The following is a 14,387-nucleotide window of genomic DNA, read 5'->3' as shown; positions in this document are numbered from 1 at the left end:
TCGCTAACAGACCGCCCGGCCCATCCCTCCACGACGGAGGCAGGAGATCCGCCGCTGGGTGTCGAACTGACCGTCGCGACCCTTCGACAACTGGAGACTTCCCATGCGCCGCATCCTTGCCATCCTTTGCCTGGCCGCCCTGATGGCCGTCGGGTTCTCGACCTTCGCCATCGCCGCCGACCTGGTCAGCGAGGACGAGAGATACTTCCTCCGCCGCGACGACTGCGGTGGTGACGCCGACCACCTGCACCTGGCAACGAGGTCAGGCCAGGACAGCGAGGGCTGCGCCTACGTGGCGGGCGTCGCCAACGAGGCCGGCCTCGGGCTGTCCTACGACTTCCCGCAGGAGGACGGCCTGACCTACGTGCTGGACACCGCCGGCACCGTCCGCGGCACGATCGCCACCACCGACTTCTTCGGCCTGGGTGCCACCGCTGGCCTGCTGACGGTCGAGGTCACGGTGACCGGTTCCCACAGCGGCTTCAACACCGCGACGCTCGTCGACGAGGTGTACGAGAACGTGCCCATGACCGGTGCCAACCCCGAGTTCGACTTCGAGACCGACATCGACGACGCCCTCGCGGGCACGGAAATCGGCAACCTGAAGGTCAGCGTCATCATCCGCGGGGTGCAGGCCAACCAGACCATCGCCATGAGCGGCGACTCCTTCATCGAGTTCGACCACCTGGTCGAGACGCCGTAGGCCACAGGCCGACCCGAACGACGACCGCCCGCCACTTCTCGTGGCGGGCGGTCGTGTGTTCGTGGTGGGTCAGCCCTCGGATGCGCGGCGGCGCCGCTTCTCCTCGTACATGGCCTTGTCCGCGGCGTCGAACGCCCCGGGGAAGCCCGCAACGATGGTGTAGGGCGCACAGCCGATCGAGCCCGCAACCCCTGCCGCCGCGAACTCGGCGTAGATCCGGTCGACGATGGCCGCGGACTCCTCGGGCGTGGCGTCGGTCGCCATGATGGCGAACTCGTCGCCGCCGAGCCGGGCGATGTAGTCCTCGCGTGACAGGCAGCCCGTCAGTGTCTGCCCGGCGCGACGTATGTAGTCGTCGCCGGCCTGGTGGCCCAGGGTGTCGTTGATCACCTTCAGCCGGTCGAGGTCGATCACGATCACCGATCCCGGGTGGCCGAAGCGACGGAACCGGTCCTCCTCCAGCGACATGGCTCGTTCCCAGCCACGTCGGTTGAGCAGGCCGGTCAGCACGTCGGTGTCCGCGGCGATCTCGGCCCGTTCGCGCTTGCGCGCCTCCTCGCTACGGGCCAGGTCGACGTCGAGGATCATCGTCAGCAGGTTGGACAGGAGGGCGAGGAGCGCCGCGTTTTCCTCCAGCTCGTCCGGCTGGGCCGCGGGGTCGAGACCGCAGAGCGTGCCGAACACCTCACCGCTGCCGTGCACGATCGGGATGCCGACGTAAGCGCCGATATCGATGGCCTTCCCCACGGGAGCAGCCCGGTAGGCCGGCACCGCCATGGCGTCGGGCGCGATCTGGGGGCCGTCTCCCGCGAGCATGTGCACGCAGAACGAGTCGTCCCACGCGTGGGAGTCGCCCGGACCGACGCCGTACACGTCGTCGCGCACCTCGAGGTACAGCTGGCGGTACCCGTCGTAGCGGGTGACCGCCCAGTAGCCCAGCGGGATGTGTTCCTTGAGGAAGTCCACGACGATGGCCGAGGCCTCGTCGAAACCCATCAACGGACTGAGTACTGGCAGCGTCGCGGTGTTCGTCGTCACGAGACCGGTCTCCTTGCAGGTGAGTCCCCTCACGTGCCCTCCTCGGCAGGGGACCTGTCGACCTGAGGCAACTGGACGAAATTCATCCGTGGATGTCCCGGCGGTGGAGCATCGGCATGGCCAGCAGGGTCACCGAGAGGGCCACGGCGGCCATGGCCAGCAGCGAGCCGGGCGACCAGCCGGTGCCGAGCGGGCCGTCGCGCAGGGCGTGCTGGACCGGGGAGATGACCTCCCAGCCGTCGAGGGGGTCGACCAGCTTGCTGAGCGCGTACAGCAGGTACGCCGCGATGGCCGCGACCGACGCGACCGCCATGGCCAGGCCCCGCCGACCCGTGGCGGCACCGACCGCCAGGGCGATCAGGCCGAACTCGATGCCGAACAGCACCATCGAGACCGAGGCCGCGGTCATGTCGGCGAGCCCGAGGCCGACGTCGACGACGACGTTGGCCACCGCCAGGCTTGCCAGCAACGCCGTGCCGAGGACGGTCATGGCTGCTGCGAGGGCCAGGGCGTGGCCGGCGAGGACCCGCCAGCGGGGGACGGGCTGGGCGAGGGTGACCTCGAGGTGGCCGGCCTCCTCCTGCCCGGCGAGTAACCGAGCGCCGCGGGAGATCCCGAAGATGGCGAACAGGATGGGAACCACGAGGCTGAACAGCTCGGCGTTGAAGAACCCCGCACCGGTGGAGAACGCGTCGATGTTGAACAGCTCGCGCATCGGCTCGGGGTAGTTGGCCAGCAGGGCGTCCAGGTCGGGGATGTCCTGCATCGATGGCCACACCCACGCCATCACGGCGACGAGGGAGACAACGCCGAGGGTCCAGCCGATCAGGCCTCGGCGGAGGTCCCGGAGGGTGCGGAGGAGGACGACGGTCATGGCTGCCCCTCCCCCGAGTAGTAGGTGAGGAAGATCTCCTCGAGGTCGGCCTCGTGGCTGGTGACGTCCTCGATGCCGTGCGGCGCGGCGGCCTGCCACAGCTCGCGCATCGACCCCTCCACGAGGACCGATGCGGTGTGGCCGAGGACCGTCACCGCCTGCACGCCGGGGACGGCGGCCAGCTCGGTCGCCGGTGGGCTGTCGGCGAAGGTGAGGTCGACGTGTCGACGTGCCCGATGGCGCAGGTCCTCGGTGGACTCCACGGCGACCAAGCAGCCCTCCCGGAGGATGGCGACGACGTCGGCGACGGCCTCGACCTCCGACAGGACATGGGAGGACAGGAGGACGGTCGTGCCGGCGTCGCGGGCCTCACGGACCATGGCGAGGAACTCCCGCTGGACGAGTGGGTCCAGGCCGGAGGTTGGTTCGTCGAGGACGAGCACCGGCGGATGGTGCATGAACGCCTGGACCAACCCGACCTTCTGCCGATTGCCGTGGGACAGCTCACCGATGCGCCGGTCGAGGTCCAGGCCGAGCCGCTTTGCCAGGAGCTCGGCCTCGGGCATGGCGTGTGTTCGTCGCAGGCCGGTCAGGTACCGGAGGTACTCGCTACCGGTCAGGCGGGGAGGGGCGGTGAAGTCGCCGGGCAGGTACCCGACGAGCGACTGCACGGCCAGGCGGTCGTCGACGACGTCGTGGCCGAGCACGGTGGCACGGCCGGCGGTGGGGCGGAGCAGGCCGACGAGCATCCGGATGGTGGTCGACTTGCCCGACCCGTTGGGGCCGAGGTAGCCGAACACCACACCCTCGGGGACCTCGAGGTCCAGGTCGTCGAGGGCACGCAGCCGTCCGTAGACCTTGGTCAGGCCCTCGGTGCGGATGGCGGTGCCCATGCCCTCATGGTGGGACGGCCAGTCCGGTCACGAAGGGCCGTCGTGCCCCCGCCGGCGGGGACCTTCGGCGGACCGCAGGATCAGTAGGCCACGCCCATGTCCTGGATGACGGACTCCAGCAGGCTCGGACGGTCGGTCATGATCCCGTCGACGCACTGGGTTCGACGTGGGACGCTCGTCTCCCTGCTGCACCGTGTGCCGAGGCCGTGTGCCCCGGTCGACGTGTCGCGTCGGCCGGGGCGTTTCCGTGCCTCAGCAGATGGCTGCCAGGTCGGCCAGGAGTCCGGCGGCCGGGTCCGGGACGCCCAGCAGGTACGGACGGGGTCCGTCGGTGCTGCACAGCGCCGTACCGGTGGGCTCCGGCAGCTGGTCACGAAGGGTCAGCAGGAGCGGCTGGTCGCGATCGGCCGCCATCCCGGCCAGCGCCAGGGCATGGGCCCAGTCGGTCTCCAGCTCGCCTGCCGCGAGGACCCGCCCGGCCGCGGGGGACGCCCACAACCGATCAGCGACCGCCACCGCCGTCTCGAACCGGGTGGCACCGTCGATCCGCGTCACCTCGTGGCCCGCGTCGACCAGCGCCGTCTCGACCGCCTCCGACACCGCCGCCTGGCCACCGAGGACGACGACGTCGCCCTGGCCGGCGCCGGCCAGCCAGTCGCGGGTGGCGGGGTGCAGGGCGGCCGTGGACGTCAGCAGCACCGGCTGCCCGCTGTCGGCAGCCCATGCACCTGCGGTGATCGCGTCGACCCATGCCGCCGAGGGGCTGTCGGCGGGTGCGTCCGCACGGGCGATGGCCACCTGCGCCGGTGCACCCGTCCCGTCCACCGCGAAGTCAGCGATCGCGATCGCCGTCTCCACACGGCTCGGGCCGGCCAGGCGGTTCACGGTGTACCCGGCGTCGGTCAGGCGCGCCGCCACGTCAGCGGACAACGCAGCGGGTCCGCCCAGCAGGTGGACGGTGCCGCTGCCGCCGAGCACGCGGTCGATCTCGGCGAGCGTGTCGTCGTCCAGCGCGCCGGACGCGCTGAACAGCAGGGGGCCGTCACCGAGCAGCACCGACCCGGCGAGGGAGTCCGCGAACACGTCATCGCGTGACAGCACCACGTGGGCGGCCAGGCGACGCTCGTCGGCCCCGCGGGTGCCCACGGAGGCGAACCTCGTGGACGACACCAGCTCGGCCAGGACTGCCGGATCCTTGGGGATCGAGGGCTGGACCTGCAGCGCCAGGCCGTCGGGGCCGGTGACGTCCACGGCCTGCAGCCCGGTGCCGTCGACGCCGATCTCCAGCGCGACCACCTGCTCGGCGTCCATCTGGCCCACGTCACAGGTGAGGAGGGTCGTGTCGCTGTCGACGTTGTCGGCCTGGCAGGACTCGGGCAGCGTCAGCGCCGCCACCCCGTGCACCGTCAGCTCGAACGGCTCGACGGTCACCTCGCGGTCGTTGGGGTTGGTGACCGTCACCGTCAGCAGTCCGGGTGTGGACGACCCCTCCACCACAGGGGCCACGGTTGGCGCCGTCGACGGGGGCCGCGGGAGGACCCGGTAGGTGATGGAGGTTGGTGGGGCAGCGTTGCCGGCGACGTCGTCGGCCCCGCTGCAGGTGGCGGTGATCGTCCCGCTGCCGTCGGGGTTGGCGCCCGTGGTCGTCACGACCGCTGCCGTCTGCACGCCGGAGGTCGTGTCGGTCGTGTCACAGCCGGGGGTCGGCGCACTGCGGTTGGCGTAGGTGTCACCGTCGTTGGCGCCCGTGACCACCACATCGGGGACGGTGGCGTCACGGGTGATCGTCACCGAGCTCGTGGTGGTGCCACCGCTGCTGGTCGCCTCGCAGGTGACGACCTGCCCGGTGGTGTCGCTGGTGACGTCGGTCTGTCCACAGCCTGTGGTGGTGGTCACCGCGGACTCGGCGTCGGACACGTTCCAGGTCACGGCGACGTCGGCGACGTGCCACCCGGCGAGGCCACCGGGGGCCGGCACGACCGGGGTGACCACCGGGGCTGAGGGGTCGGTGACAGTCACCGTCGTGGACCCGGTGGCCAGGCCCCCGTCGTCGTCGGCAACGCGGACGTCGACCGGATGTCCGCCGGCCGTTGCGAAGGTGCAGGTGGTGCTGTTGGCTGCCTGCGGGCCGACCTCGAACGTGGCGTCGCCGTCGCAGTCGAAGGCGTAGGAGAGCGGGTCGTCGGCCGCGGCCGGGTCGGTGGCGGTGACGGTGATCGTGGCGGGACTGCCGGCGTCGACGGGCCCGTCGTCGGTGACCGCGGTGATGACGGGGTCGGCGTTGGTGATCGTGATGTCGACGGTGGCCCGGTCGGTGCGTCCGGTGGCGTCCTCCACCTCGAGGCCAACGGTGATCGTGTCGGGCCCGTCCGGTCCCGTGAACGTCGGTGTGGCCCCGGTGGCGTCGGTGTGAATGCCGTCCTCGTCGAAGTCCCAGCGGTAGGTGAGGGATGCGGCGCTCTGCTCGGGGTCGGTGGACGCCGTGCCGTCCAGCGTGACGTCGCTGCCCTCCGCGATGGTGGCGTCGGAGCCGGCGTCGGCCGTGGGAGCTTCCTCGACTCCTGTGACGGTGACGGCGATGTCCTGTACGTCGGTCAGCCTGCCGAGGTCGCTGGCGGTCACCTGGACGTCGTAGACGTTGTCCGTCCCCGCGTCCTGGGGGTCCTCGAAGTCCGGGGCAGGGTCGAACGTCAGCACGCCAGTGGCGACATCGATGGCGAACGACGCCTGGTCGACACCGCCGGTGATCGCGTAGGTCAGCCCGTTGCCCTCGGCGTCGAGGTCATCGGTGGCCTCGACGTCGATCACCGCGGTCTGGTTCTCAGGGGCGCTGGCAGTTCCGGCGCTCGTGATGGCCGGAGGGGTCCTCGACGTGCTCACCCGACCAGCGTCGACAAGGTCCGTGGCCCCGACTGACGAACAGGTCGCATCCTGACACCAGCCATGGCCCGAACTTCCGGCGGGAAAGGGGACGATCGCGACGACTCCGCCCGAGTGGGTCATGTTGCCGTCCAGCTGCAACAGGACACCAGGGACGTTGGTCATGTCCGCTGACGCCTGCTCGACCGAATGGAGGTAGCCGGACCAGCTTGGATGGTTGGGGTTCGGGTCCCCGTAGACCGTGGTACCGAGGGCCGGGCTGCCGACGACTGTGACGTCCATGTCGCTCACGGTGTTCGCCGCCGCGTCGAACGTGTAGGACCCGCTGCCGGTGGCGCCGGTGTGGAACGCCAGGCCCTCCACGAACCAGGTTCGCCGCTCGGTCGTCAACCGGCCGCTGACCAGACCCTCGAACGGACCGCTGAACGTCGAGCACGGCTCGTTGCAGGTGCCGAGGTAGGTCACGACCCCAGTCTCGAGCGGCACTGTTCCGCCAGCGTTCGTTGGCGCGACGTCCGGCCGCAGCACCACGAGCGGGACGCCTGTCATGTCCGCTGGCACCTCTGGCACCACGACAACTTCTCGTGGCTGCTGGATGTGGTCAGGGCTGAGGAACGTCATGACCGGCTGCCCGTAGGCGGGGCTGTCCAGGACCTGGATGTTCGGGTTGGACCACGTGTCGGTGGTCTCGTCGTAGTCGATGGATCCGTGCGCGGTGGCCCCGGAGTCGAACACGACGTCCTCCAGGTACCAGGTCATTCCCCCTTGTGCGGACGCCGAGCCACTCAGGGGGAGCGTCAGCGCCAGGAAGGCCAGCACGACCAGTCCTGCGAGGTGGGTGGGACGAGTGGCCATGCGCATTCCTTCGTGGTGACTGTCGACGCAACGAGGCCGCACCATCACGGCGCTTCCCCGTTCCCGCACTGAACGTGATCCGGACCCTACGCCGTGTCCCTCCTTGGCGCGAGGCGATCACGCAAGTCGCGGTGTTGCGACAGACAACCCCCTTGCCTACCGTGCAGCGCGTGCTGGTGATCGATGCCGACGGAGCCCTTCCGCCCTACGAGCAGGTCCGCAACCAGATGGCCGAACGGATCGACACCGGCGAGCTGGCCCCGGGTGAGCGGTTGCCCACCGTGCGGGGGCTGGCCACCGAGCTCGGACTCGCCGCCAACACCGTCGCCCGCGCCTACCGGGAGCTCGAGCAGGCTGGCATCGTGGCGACCCGCGGGCGAAAGGGCACCTTCGTCGTGGATACCGCCGACCAGCCCTGGCGTCGGGCCGCCGAGGCCGCCGCGGAGGCCTACGCGGCCCGGCTGCGCGAGCTGGGGGTACCGACGGGTGTGGGGATCGAGCTGGCCACCCGCGCCATCGAGGAACCACCGGGCTGAACGGTTGACCACCGAAGGGGTCGGTCGCATGCTCGAGGGCAGTCCCGACCGGGGGTCGGGCCACTCGGAGGCTGCATGTCGGCACAGCTGGTGGAGGAGGGTCGCCTGGCGTTCGACCGCCAGGCGTGGGGCGATGCGTACCGCACCCTCTCGGCGGCTGACCGTGACGTGGGGTTGGACGCCGACGACCTCGAACGGTTGGCCGTCGTCGCCCACCTGACCGGCCGGAACGAGGCCGGCCACGCGGCACGCGAACGGGCGATCCAGGCCCACGTCGACGCCGGTCGGCCGGAGCGGGCGGCACGATGTGCGTTCTGGCTGGGCATGCAGCTGTCCCGGCGGGGCGAGCCCGCTCGTGGCGGTGGGTGGCTGGCTCGTGCCGAGCGGCTGGTCGCCGACCGGCCTGACGCCGTCGAGCACGGTTACCTGCTGGTCCCCCGTGCCCTGGGCGCCAACGACAGCGCCGATCCCGAGACCGCCGCCGGCCTGTTCGGCCGGATCCTCGACCACGCCCAACGGGCCGGCGACCCCGACCTGGATGCGATCGGCCGGTTGGGACTCGGGCAGGCGCTCCTCCACCTCAGCCGTCCCGACGAGGGGCTGGCGCTGCTGGACGAGGCCATCCTTGCCGTGCGGTCCGGCGCCGTCTCGCCCATCCCGGCGGGGATCATCTACTGCGGCGCGATCGACACCTGCCAGCGCATCGCCGACCTGCAGCGGGCGGCGGAGTGGACCGCGTCGCTGGGCCGGTGGTGCGACGAACATCCCGACCTCGTCCCCTTCCGCGGCCAGTGCCTGATCCACCGTTCGCAGGTGCTGCAGGTGCAGGGCCGCTGGCCGGCGGCGATGTCGGCGGCCGTCGATGCGTGCCGTCGGCTGGCCGACCCGCCGATCGACCCGGCAGTGGGGGCTGCGCACTACCAGCAGGCCGAGCTGCACCGGTTGCGCGGCGCGCTCGGCCAGGCAGAGGAGGCGTACCAGGAGGCCAGCCGGTGGGGCCGGTCCCCGCAACCGGGATTGGCGTTGCTGCGGCTGGCGCAGGGGCGGCCGGATGCGGCCAGCGCGTCGTTGCGCCGGGTCCTGGAGGAGCCGCAGGACCCGCCCGAGCGAGTGCACCTGCTGGCGGCGTCGGTCGTGGCGCTGCTGGCGGAGGATCGGCTGGAGGATGCGGGGGCGGCGGCGCGCGAGGCGGTCGAGCTGGCCGGCGGGGTGGGCTCGCCACTGCTCGCGGCAACCGCGGACCAAGCGCTCGGGACGGTGCTGGTGGAGGAGGGACGGGCGGGTGAGGCGTTGCCTGTGTTGCGCGGGGCGTGGCGCCAGTGGGAGGAGCTGGGGGCTCCCTACGAGACGGCGTGCGTGCGGGTGCTGCTCGGCCGGGCGTGCCGGGCGATGGGTGACGAGGACGGCTTTCTGCTCGAACTCGACGCCGCCCGCACGGTGTTCCAGCAGCTCGGCGCGGTGACGGACCTGCGGTCGGTGGAGTCGCTCCTGGCTCGGTCGAGCCCGTCGGGGTCCGCTCCGTCTGGGACCGGTCGGGCTGGGACCGGTCGGGCTGGGTCCGCTCCGTCTGGGACCGGTCGGGCTGGGACCGGTCGGGCTGGGACCGGTCGGGCTGGGGCGGGGATGGCCCATGCCGGCGGGCTGAGCGACCGTGAGCTTGAGGTGCTGCGCCTCGTGGCCGACGGCCGCTCCAACCGGGAGGTCGCCGAGGCGCTGGTGATCAGCGAACACACCGTCGCCCGCCACCTGCAGAACATCTTCGCCAAGCTGGGGGTCGACTCGCGGACGGCGGCGGCGTCGTGGGGGTTCCAGCACGGGGTCCTGTGACCGGTCGATGGTCAGGATCAACCATCGGTGGGTCGGCAGGAATGGTCAGGGCCGGCGATGCGGTGGCGTCGTGTCCCGGCGCAGCATCAGGTCATCAGGAGCGGTGCCAGAGGGGCACCGCTCGAGCGACCTCGGCGAGGAGCCCACCATGACCACTTCCACCTCCAACGACGACCGCCTCGTGGACGAGGGGTACGTCGAGACGATCGTCATCGGGGCCGGGCAGGCGGGCCTGTCGATGGGCTACCACCTGCAGCGGCTGGTCCGGCCGTTCCTCATCCTCGACGACCGGGCCCGGGTGGGCGACGCGTGGCGACAGCGATGGGACTCCCTGCGGCTGTTCACCCCGGCCAAGTACGACGCCCTGGACGGCATGGCGTTCCCGGCCGAGCCGTGGCACTTCCCGACCAAGGACGAGATGGCGGACTACCTCGCGGCCTACGCCGAACGGTTCGCGCTGCCGATCCGCCACGGGGTTCGAGTCGAGCGGGTCTCGCGGACTGGCGATCGGTTCCTGGTCGAGTCCGGTACGGGTCGTTGGACGGCCGACAACGTCGTCGTGGCGATGGCGGGCTTCCAGCAGCCCCACATCCCGGGGGTCGCCGACGACCTGGACCCGTCGGTGGTGCAGCTGCACTCCTCGGCCTATCGAGCGCCGGGGCAGGTCGGTGAGGGAGACGTGCTGGTGGTCGGGGCGGGCAACTCCGGGGCGGAGATCGCCATGGACTTGGCCCGTGCGGACGCGCGGGTCGGCCGCACCGGCCGCCGTGTGCTGCTTGCCGGACGGGCGACGGGCAAGATCCCGTTCCGCATCGAGGGCTGGTTCGGCCGTCTGGTCGGCGTGCGGACGGTGCTGCGGGGAATCTTCAGCCACGTGCTGACCGTGCGGACCCCGATCGGTCGGCGGGCCCGGCCCAAGATCCTCTCCAGCGGTGGTCCGCTGATCAGGCTGAAGCCACGCGAGATCGCCTCGGCCGGCATCGAGCGGGTGTCGCGTGTGGAGGGCGTCCGCGACGGCATGCCGGTGCTGGCCGATGGTCAGCGGGTCGAGGTGTCCAGCGTCGTCTGGGGGACGGGCTACGCCCACAACTTCCCCTGGATCGACCTGCCCGTGCATGGCGAGCTCGAGCCGCGCCACCGCAGCGGTGTGGCCGAGGACGAACCCGGCCTGTACTTCCTCGGGCTGCTGTTCCTCGACTCGATGGCGTCGGAGATGATCCACGGCGTCGGCCGCGACGCCGCACGCCTGGCCGGGCATCTGGACTCGCGCATGGCCGGGCAGGGCGCGGGTCTCCGCGCCGTCTCCGCCGCGTAGAGGATGACCGCCTGAGGGGCACTGTCTGACGGTCACCGCGTCGGTCAGCGGCGCAACGCACCGAGGGTGTAGTCGATGGCCTTCGCGACCTCCGGGTCGGCGGACGCACGGTGCGCCTCCAGCGCCTCGAGGTGGACGGCGGTGATCGAGCTGGCCATGCCCGCGAGGGAGTAGGCCGCCTTCGCCCGCACGGCGGAGGCGGGGTCGTCCAGCGCACCGACCAGCGCGTCGGCGGTTGCCGGTGTGTCGTACGGGTCGAGGAAGGCGGCGGCCGTCTCGCGGACTCCCGTGTCGGGCGCCGTGGCCAGCACGTCGTGGAGGGCGGCCTCTGCGTCGCGTCCCCCGATGCGAGCGAGGAGCTCGACCGCCCTTGTGCGAGTCCAGGGCAGCGGTGCCTCGACGACCGCACGCCGGAGTCCGGACACGAGGCCCGGGTTCAGCTTGGCCTCGATGGCGAGGGTGGTGTCGTACACCTCGTCCTCGTCGGTGGCGTACAGGCCGTCGAGGAGCGTCGAGTCCACGGCCTGCTCACCGCGTTGGTCCGGGTCCACTCGTATCCGTCCGTCATCGCGGGCCGTCCACTCCCCCGAGGTCCACGCAACGATGATGGCCTCGACCATGGCAGCCACGGACTCGTGGGCTGTCGCCGGGTCGGGATCCTCGACGTCGACCAGCAGCACCGAGGGGTCGGCTCGGCCGCAGTCCACGACCCAGCATCGCTCCTCCTGCTGGGAGGTGAGCAGCGGCAACCACCCGTCCTGCCAGCCGATCGGCGCGTCGATCCCCGCGTCCCGCGCCACCCGGTCGGCTGCCCCGCGACGGGCCGCCGCGATCGCGACCGCGTGGTCCAGCGCCAGCGGCCGGCCGCCGGGCACCAGCTCGTCCGCGCCGTCCGCGCCGTCGTGCCACGCGAACCACTCGACGACCGGCTCGGGCAGCCCGTACCCATCGACCCGCACCGCCACCAGCCCTCCCCGGTCGCGTCCGGGCCGCAACGAGTTGGTCAACGGGCTGCGGCCCTGCAGTGCCTCATCGAGCCGATCGGTATCCATCACCGCGCGTTCTACCGCGTCGCCAACCAACGGCGCGGGTCGTCCGCTCCGCCGAGGTACGTGTTCCGATCGAGATCAGGCCTTCCCTCGTCGCCAAGGACACGCTAGGTTCCGTTTCGTCGTGGCCGGGGTGCGCGTGGCGCGACAACCAACGGTGGGAAACGACACGAGGGGTGTGGGGTCATGGGGAACGTTGTTGCGATGCTTGCGTGTGGACGCGCAGGGGGACGGCACAGGGTTGCGATCGTGCTCGCGATCACGGCGCTGATAGTTACGCTCCTTCCGGCTTCGGCGAACGCCGCCACGCAAGACGAAGCAGCGTTGCGGAACCTGCCTCATGGCACGGCTCGCGAGACGTTCACGCACACGGGCACACCCGGACGGGACGTGACCCACAGCGAACTCATCACTGAGCGGAGCTATTACAACGGTCAGGGCTTCGACAACAACTTCATGACTTGGTCCTCGATCACCACGATCGACGCGCGAGGCCTGTTCTGGTCCGGCTGCCTGAACCGCCCGAGCGGCACACAGGGCATCTGCCCTCCTGGGGTGACGCCCAACTTCGGTCCGGTCGAGAACACGCTCGTCGACACCAGGCTGACCGTCATCGGTGATGAAGGCGGGTTCATCGCGCTGGTGTGCGGCAACTACTCCCGCGGCGCCCCCGATGGACCAGCCCCGACGATCAGCGGTACCAAGTACGAAGACATGAACGCCGACGGTGACCGGGACACCGGCGAGCCCGGATTGGGCGGCTGGCGGATTGAGCTGCTGCTCGACGGCCAGTACGTGACCCACGACATCACCGACGCGCACGGCCGATACGCCTTCCGCCTGGACGCCAACACCCTGCGGGCCGGCGGCCAACCCATCGGGGGCGGGCGGTACACGTTGCGAGAGGTCCAGCAGAGCGGCTGGATCGCCGGTGAGGCACCCGCCGCCGTGGTCGTGCCGTACGGCGCCGAGGACACCCACTACGGGAATCGCGACTTCGGCAACTACCGGCCCGCCACGCTCCGAGGACACAAGGTCGAGGACCTCGACGCCGACGGTGTCGACGCGGGCGACCCAGGACTCGCTGGCTGGGACATCGAGGTTCGCCGTGGCGGGACCGTGATCGCGGATGCCATCACGGCGGCAGACGGGAGCTACACCGTCCTGGTCGACCCAGGCGACTACACCGTGCACGAGGTCCTGCAGGGCGGCTGGATTCAGTCCGTCCCCGCGTCGGGTTCCCACACGGTCGACGTCGTGTCCGGTCAGGTCGTGACCGGACTGGACTTCGGCAACTTCCGGCCCGCGAGGATCGAGGGACGCAAGTTCCACGACGTCGGCGTCGACGGGGCTGGGGACGGCGACGTCGGCCTCGAAGGATGGTCGATCGAGCTGGCTCCCAGCACCACCACCACGACGGCGTCCGACGGCAGCTACGCCTTCGACGCCCTCGTCCCGGGCACCTACACCCTCGCCGAACTCCTGCAGGACGGGTGGCGCCAGACCGCTCCCTCCACCGGGAACCAGCAGGTCACTGTGCGAAGCGGGGACGTCATGACCGACGTCGACTTCGGCAACGTCTGTCTCGGCGAGGTGGCCGTCGACGTGGTCAACGTGCAGGGAGACCTGGATCCCCTGGCTCTGGAGATGCACCTCGAGGAGGTCGACGTCCCGGGGATCCTGGACAACGAGCCCCTTGCACTAGCGTCGGGGGCCGATCTCGATGGATGGGACGGACTGCTGCCCGGCACGTACAGGGTGACGGCATTCCTGCCCGATGACGTGTTCAGCGACGACCCCGATCTGGTCGTGGTGGACGGTCGTTTCGCGATCGTGAAGGAGGTGACGGTTAATCCGTGCGAGACGACGTCTGTGACTCTCCGCGTGTTCACCGCCTCCGACGGCAAGGTCACAGGCGGGATGCGGATGCCCGTTCCGGATGGCTTCGCGACGGCAGGCTTCGAGTTCCAGACCAACCCGGCGCATGGTGTTCGCGGCACCCTGCAGTATCAGGACCACGAGATGGGTCTGAACCTGCACACCGACGACATCGACGGGATCCTTGTCTCCGAGGACCGCCTCCACGCCTGGGTCTGGGGGCGCGTGCTGCACGACGACATCGACCAGCGATTCGTTCTGCACTTGGTCGACATGGACGAGCCCGGGCGTGACGACCGCTTCGAACTCGTCTTGGCCGATGGGTACTCCCGCGGGTTCGACGTGCCCCGTTTCCGAGGCAACGTGCAGATCCACAAGCCCAAGAAGTAGCGGGTCCACGCAGCCAGCTTGGACCCGAGGGCGCGAATCGCCTTGGTCGACGTCGACCGTCGCCCAACGGCGATCGGGTCGTGCGGGCCACCGTGGCAATGACAGAAGTGTCCACCTCAACGCAAGGCCCCAATTGGGCAACGGCGCCG

At 70.7% G+C, this 14,387-nt stretch carries 10 protein-coding genes; 5 read left to right on the top strand and 5 right to left on the bottom strand.

Annotation, left to right across the window (positions count from 1 at the left end):
- Positions 1 to 103 precede the first annotated feature (103 nt).
- On the top strand, positions 104 to 703 hold the full coding sequence (locus tag DVS28_RS01510; RefSeq protein ID WP_114589880.1) for a hypothetical protein: 600 nt from the start codon (positions 104 to 106) through the stop codon (positions 701 to 703).
- A 69-nt stretch (positions 704 to 772) separates the two neighbouring features.
- On the opposite strand, the gene DVS28_RS01505 is transcribed toward DVS28_RS01510, so the two are convergent.
- The 4 genes from DVS28_RS01505 to DVS28_RS01490 form a co-directional block, all read right to left on the bottom strand.
- Entirely contained in the window at positions 773 to 1,741 is a 969-nt protein-coding gene (locus DVS28_RS01505) for a sensor domain-containing diguanylate cyclase (protein WP_164709793.1), read from the bottom strand.
- Between the two features lie 82 nt (positions 1,742 to 1,823).
- Positions 1,824 to 2,615: an ABC transporter permease subunit gene (locus tag DVS28_RS01500; protein WP_114589878.1), complete on the bottom strand. Its 792-nt coding sequence runs from the start codon at positions 2,613 to 2,615 to the stop codon at positions 1,824 to 1,826.
- Complete coding sequence (locus DVS28_RS01495; RefSeq protein ID WP_114589877.1) at positions 2,612 to 3,508, bottom strand: ABC transporter ATP-binding protein; 897 nt, start codon at positions 3,506 to 3,508, stop codon at positions 2,612 to 2,614. The genes DVS28_RS01500 and DVS28_RS01495 overlap by 4 nt, the downstream gene beginning before the upstream one ends.
- Positions 3,509 to 3,760: 252 nt before the next feature.
- Positions 3,761 to 7,243, bottom strand: coding sequence for a cell wall-binding repeat-containing protein (locus tag DVS28_RS01490; protein ID WP_164709792.1), 3,483 nt, complete (start codon positions 7,241 to 7,243; stop codon positions 3,761 to 3,763).
- A 170-nt stretch (positions 7,244 to 7,413) separates the two neighbouring features.
- Between DVS28_RS01490 and DVS28_RS30100 the strand changes: the two genes are divergently transcribed.
- From DVS28_RS30100 to DVS28_RS01475, 3 genes are all read left to right on the top strand, one after another.
- Positions 7,414 to 7,779, top strand: a complete 366-nt coding sequence (locus DVS28_RS30100) for a GntR family transcriptional regulator (protein ID WP_425461036.1) — start codon at positions 7,414 to 7,416, stop codon at positions 7,777 to 7,779.
- 75 nt (positions 7,780 to 7,854) lie between these two features.
- Positions 7,855 to 9,606, top strand: coding sequence for a LuxR family transcriptional regulator (locus DVS28_RS01480; RefSeq protein WP_114589874.1), 1,752 nt, complete (start codon positions 7,855 to 7,857; stop codon positions 9,604 to 9,606).
- Positions 9,607 to 9,754: 148 nt separating this feature from the next.
- Positions 9,755 to 10,921: a flavin-containing monooxygenase gene (locus DVS28_RS01475; protein WP_114593929.1), complete on the top strand. Its 1,167-nt coding sequence runs from the start codon at positions 9,755 to 9,757 to the stop codon at positions 10,919 to 10,921.
- Positions 10,922 to 10,965: 44 nt separating this feature from the next.
- Here the strand turns inward: DVS28_RS01475 and DVS28_RS01470 are convergent, their stop codons facing one another.
- Entirely contained in the window at positions 10,966 to 11,973 is a 1,008-nt protein-coding gene (locus DVS28_RS01470; RefSeq protein WP_114589873.1) for a HEAT repeat domain-containing protein, read from the bottom strand.
- 246 nt (positions 11,974 to 12,219) lie between these two features.
- On the opposite strand from DVS28_RS01470, the gene DVS28_RS01465 reads away from it, so the two are divergent.
- Positions 12,220 to 14,238 (top strand): post-COAP-1 domain-containing protein, encoded by a 2,019-nt coding sequence (locus DVS28_RS01465; RefSeq protein ID WP_164709791.1) that lies wholly within the window; start codon positions 12,220 to 12,222, stop codon positions 14,236 to 14,238.
- The last annotated feature ends 149 nt before the right edge of the window (positions 14,239 to 14,387 follow it).

The organism is Euzebya pacifica (assembly GCF_003344865.1).
In the GTDB taxonomy this organism is placed as follows: domain Bacteria; phylum Actinomycetota; class Nitriliruptoria; order Euzebyales; family Euzebyaceae; genus Euzebya; species Euzebya pacifica.
Note: the sequence above shows the minus strand (reverse complement) of the source record. Positions and strands in the feature narration are given on the sequence as shown.